This window comes from Helicobacter sp. UBA3407 (assembly GCF_949747025.1).
Classification (GTDB): Bacteria; Campylobacterota; Campylobacteria; order Campylobacterales; family Helicobacteraceae; genus Helicobacter_D; species Helicobacter_D ganmani.
In genome coordinates, this window is sequence record NZ_CATKCB010000125.1 from 1 (window position 1) to 4137 (window position 4137).

Below are 4137 nucleotides of genomic sequence, written 5' to 3' on the forward strand. Positions count from 1 at the left end.
CCACGAGATTCTAGTGAATCTCTTGCAACAACAAAAATAGAGTGTGCCACATCGTCCTTGCGAGAATACATAGCACTTTAAGGAAAACATTACTTGCTTTTAGATAAAATTCCGCCTTTATGCAGATTTGTCTGTTGAATTTAAGATTATTTAAGGAGCATATTTTGGCAACCGTTATCCGCTTAACAAAAATGGGACGAAAGAAAAAGCCTTTTTATAGAATCATTGTAACTGATAGCAGAAAAAGACGCGATGGAGGTTGGATTGAATCTATCGGATATTATAATCCTCTTGCGGAGCCTTCTGTGGTGAAATATGATGCAGAAAGATTGAAATATTGGACAGGCGTTGGCGCAAAAATGAGCGAAAGAGTAAAAGCGATTACCAAATAATCAAACGCAGGCAGCATATGGTAGAAGATTTTATAGAAGCCTATGTAAAAAAAATTGTTACAGAACCCAACAAAATTCGTATTATCAAAACAGAGCTTGATACGAATTTTTATGAAATTGAAATTCTCTCTTCCTCACAAGATGCAGGACGCTTGATTGGCAAAGATGGTAAAATGATTGGCGCAATCAAAACTTTTGTTTCTGGCATTAAAGCAAAAGATGGCAATTCTTATCGCATTATCGTGAAACCACAAACTACTGAAGCTTAGGAATGTTTGGTAAGAGCGTCCAAAAAGATTGGGTAAGTGTCGCGAAAATCGGTCGCTCCATAGGATTCAAAGGTGAGGTGTTTTTGCATTTGCTAAGTGATTTTCCCGAATCCCTACAGAGTGGCAATGTCTATTTATCGCAATTTGGTAATTTAACGCTTGAATCTTATCAAGCAAAACGTTCCATAGCAAAATTTACTGAAATTGATTCTAAAGAAGCGGCGAAGCAAATTGTCAATCTTGTGCTTTATACTACGCAAGAGCAATGCAAGCAGCAGTGCAAACTCAAAGAAAACGAATTTTTTTGGTTTGAGCTTGTAGGGGGTGAAATTGTAGAAAATGGCGAGATTTTGGGTATAGTAAGTGAGATTGAACGCTTTTGTGGGCAGGATTATTTGTTTGTGAAAACTGATTTTGCACTTATTGCACAGAATTTTCCTAAGAATTTTTTGATTCCTTATAATGCGCGCTATATTTTGGGAGTGGAATCCAAAAAAGATTCCACAATCCATTCCAAAAAGGAATACAAGAAAAGCACCAGCACTGACCCAAAAATCATTTGCACACAATTTTGCAAAGAAATATTAGAAAATAGTTAATGCGATTCTCTATCGTTACTTTATTTCCCCATTTGATAGAATCCTATTTTAGTGATTCTATTCTTCATCGGGCGATAGAGCAAGGGTTAATTGGCGTAGATTTTGTTAATCCTAGAGATTTCAGCCCTCATCGTTTTGCAAAGACCGACGATTATCAAGTAGGTGGTGGTGCTGGGCTTGTACTAGAGCCATTGGCTTTAAGTAATGCGCTAGATTTTGTAAAAAAAAAGAATCCCAAAACGCACATTATTTTTCTTACACCTTGTGCGAAACTCTTTTCACAAAATGACGCAAAATGTTTGAGCAAAAAGTCTCATATTACCTTAGTTTGTGGGCGATATGAGGGTTTTGATGAACGCTTGATTGAATTGTATGCCGATGAGGTTTTTAGTATTGGAGATTTTATTTTAACCGGTGGAGAGATTGCCGCACTTTGTTTGTGCGATAGCATTTCAAGACAGGTAGAGGGAGTGCTTGGCAATAGCGATTCCTTGCAAGGAGAAAGCTATGAGGAGTTTTTGTTAGAATCCCCAAATTTTACCAAACCACATAATTTTAAAAATTTATTGATTCCTTCAGAGTATTCAAAGGGAAATCACGCTAGAATCCACAGCTTAAAATTAAAAGCGTCAGAGGCAAAAACTAGATTCCATAGGTTAGACCTCTATATTCGCTACAAACAAAGGCTAAAAGATGAGAAATAAATATATTCAGCATTTTGAAGACGCGCAAATTGCAGGAAAAGAGATTCCGCAATTTAAGGCAGGCGATACATTAAGAGTTGGGATTAAAATTTCTGAAGGAGATAAAACAAGAATCCAAAATTTTGAAGGAGTTTGTATCTCGCTTCGTGGCACAGGGACAGGCAAGACTTTTACGATTCGCAAAATCGGTGCAAATGGTGTAGGAGTAGAAAGAATCTTTCCTATCTATTCTGAAAGTATTGAAAGCATTAAAGTGCTTAAAATTGGTCGTGTTAGACGCGCAAAACTTTATTATCTTCGCACAAGAAGTGGTAAATCTGCAAGAATCAAAGAAATTAGAAAATAGTTTTTGATTTTTCCCTTTTTTGGGATTCTATCTATTGTGAGGGAGAGATTATTTTATTTTCTCTCCCCTTTTTATTCTTATCAAGAATTATTCAACATTTCTAATATTAAAGTGTTAAAAACCTATTTTTAGGGTTTGCTACTCATCTTAACGCTTTATTAACCATTCATTAACTAAATATATAATACTATTCTTAACATTATCTCAAGAGTCTTATGTGGCTAGGACGATTAGGAAAAGATAAATTTATGACATAGAGTGAAAGTTTTAATTATTTTTCTTATTTTTAAGGATAAGCAATGAGCAAACCAAAACCCATTCAGAAAGAGAGACAGTTCAATGAGAATGAAATTATTGTTTCCAAAACAGATTTAAAGGGACGAATCCTTTATGGCAATAGAATCTTTATTGAACTTTCAGGTTATGCAGAGAAAGAGCTTTTGGGCAAACCACATAATATCGTGCGCCACCCCGATATGCCAAAAGTTATTTTTAAATTTCTATGGAGTTTTATACAACAAAGAAAAGAAATCATAGCTTATGTAAAGAATCTTTCTAAAGATGGTTCATATTATTGGGTGAAAGCTTATGTAACTCCCTCTTTTAATGGCAAAGGAGAGATTGTCGGTTATCATTCTATTCGGCTAAAGCCAACAGAACAGGCAAAAAAAACCATTAATGCACTCTATAAGGAATTATTGGAAGTTGAACAAAGAGAAGGGATTGAAAAAAGCCAAGAGAGATTGGAGCAGATTCTAGCACAAAAAGGAGTCAATTATGAAGAATTCGTATCAACTTTATAGATATTCTAGGGTTTTTAATTATTGTTTTATTGCCATTTTTGTTTGTTTATTTATTATTGAAATTTTAGATATTCATATTTTGCTAGAATTTGGAGTTTTTTGTCTAGGTATTTTGACTTGCTCATTGACGCTAATAGCTGGAAATAGACGAGATAAGTATATTCAAGAAATTACCCATTGTGTTTCACAGCTTGCCAATGGAAACCTAGAAGCAAGAATTACAAATATTCAAGATAATGGTGCTTTGGGCAATCTGTCGTGGGCATTTAATGATTTGGCTGACCAAGTGGAAGCCTTTGTTAGAGGGGGGTCTTCCGTTATTACTGCCGCAAGCAAAAAACAATATTACAGAAAATTAAATTCTGCAAGCCTAAAAGGAGCTTTTTCTTATGTGGGACAGCTGATTAATAAAGCCTCTTATGCGGTTGAAGAAGCAGATAAATTGGGCGCAAGAGGTTTAATCGTGAATCAGATTTCTAAACAAAGCGCAGTGAGTTTGAAGAAAGATTTAAATTCAATTTCTACAAATCTAAATGTTGTAATTTCGGTAATGAATGAAACTTCTGAAGAGGCGAAAACGATTTCTCAATCCTCCAATCAAGGAATGCAGAATGTCCAAGTGATTGTGAATAATTTTTCCAACCTCTCCTCTATGATGTCGCAAACTTCACAATCCTTTGAGTGTTTCACAAAACGAATTAAAGAAATTGATGCATTTGTTTCTTTGATTAAGGAGATTACTGACCAAACTAATTTACTCGCCCTTAATGCCGCAATTGAAGCAGCAAGAGCAGGAGAACACGGAAGAGGATTTGCAGTCGTTGCTGATGAAGTCCGAAAACTAGCAGAGCGCGCCACGAAAACCGCGTCAGAAATCTCCTCTACCACACAGGTAATCAACCAAGAAATGGACGAGATTTCAGGCTATGTTAAAGAGATTGATACCATTACAAATGATTCCAATGAATTGATGATTTCATTCAATGAGACTTTTGGCGCAATGGATAAACAAGCGGCTTCTTTA

Annotated in this window: 7 protein-coding genes; all 7 read left to right on the top strand. The window is 35.6% G+C overall.

Features of this window, described 5'->3' with window-relative positions; genetic code table 11:
* The first annotated feature begins 164 nt into the window (after positions 1–164).
* Entirely contained in the window at positions 165–392 is a 228-nt protein-coding gene (gene rpsP / locus Q1553_RS04200; RefSeq protein ID WP_115551371.1) for a 30S ribosomal protein S16, read from the top strand.
* A 17-nt stretch (positions 393–409) separates the two neighbouring features.
* Positions 410–661, top strand: coding sequence for a KH domain-containing protein (locus tag Q1553_RS04205; RefSeq protein ID WP_115551370.1), 252 nt, complete (start codon positions 410–412; stop codon positions 659–661).
* Between the two features lie 2 nt (positions 662–663).
* Positions 664–1260, top strand: a complete 597-nt coding sequence (gene rimM, locus Q1553_RS04210; protein WP_115551369.1) for a ribosome maturation factor RimM — start codon at positions 664–666, stop codon at positions 1258–1260.
* The gene (gene trmD, locus Q1553_RS04215) at positions 1260–1964 is read left to right on the top strand and encodes a tRNA (guanosine(37)-N1)-methyltransferase TrmD (RefSeq protein ID WP_115551368.1); all 705 of its coding nucleotides are present in this window, start codon (positions 1260–1262) and stop codon (positions 1962–1964) included. Before rimM ends, trmD begins: the two co-directional genes overlap by 1 nt.
* A complete protein-coding gene (gene rplS / locus Q1553_RS04220) occupies positions 1954–2310 on the top strand; it encodes a 50S ribosomal protein L19 (RefSeq protein ID WP_297571009.1) in 357 nt (118 codons plus the stop codon). The genes trmD and rplS overlap by 11 nt, the downstream gene beginning before the upstream one ends.
* Positions 2311–2609: 299 nt before the next feature.
* Complete coding sequence (locus Q1553_RS04225; RefSeq protein WP_115551366.1) at positions 2610–3113, top strand: PAS domain-containing protein; 504 nt, start codon at positions 2610–2612, stop codon at positions 3111–3113.
* The coding region (locus tag Q1553_RS04230; RefSeq protein WP_300842774.1) for a methyl-accepting chemotaxis protein at positions 3088–4137 on the top strand (1050 nt) is incomplete at its 3' end. The genes Q1553_RS04225 and Q1553_RS04230, both read left to right, overlap by 26 nt.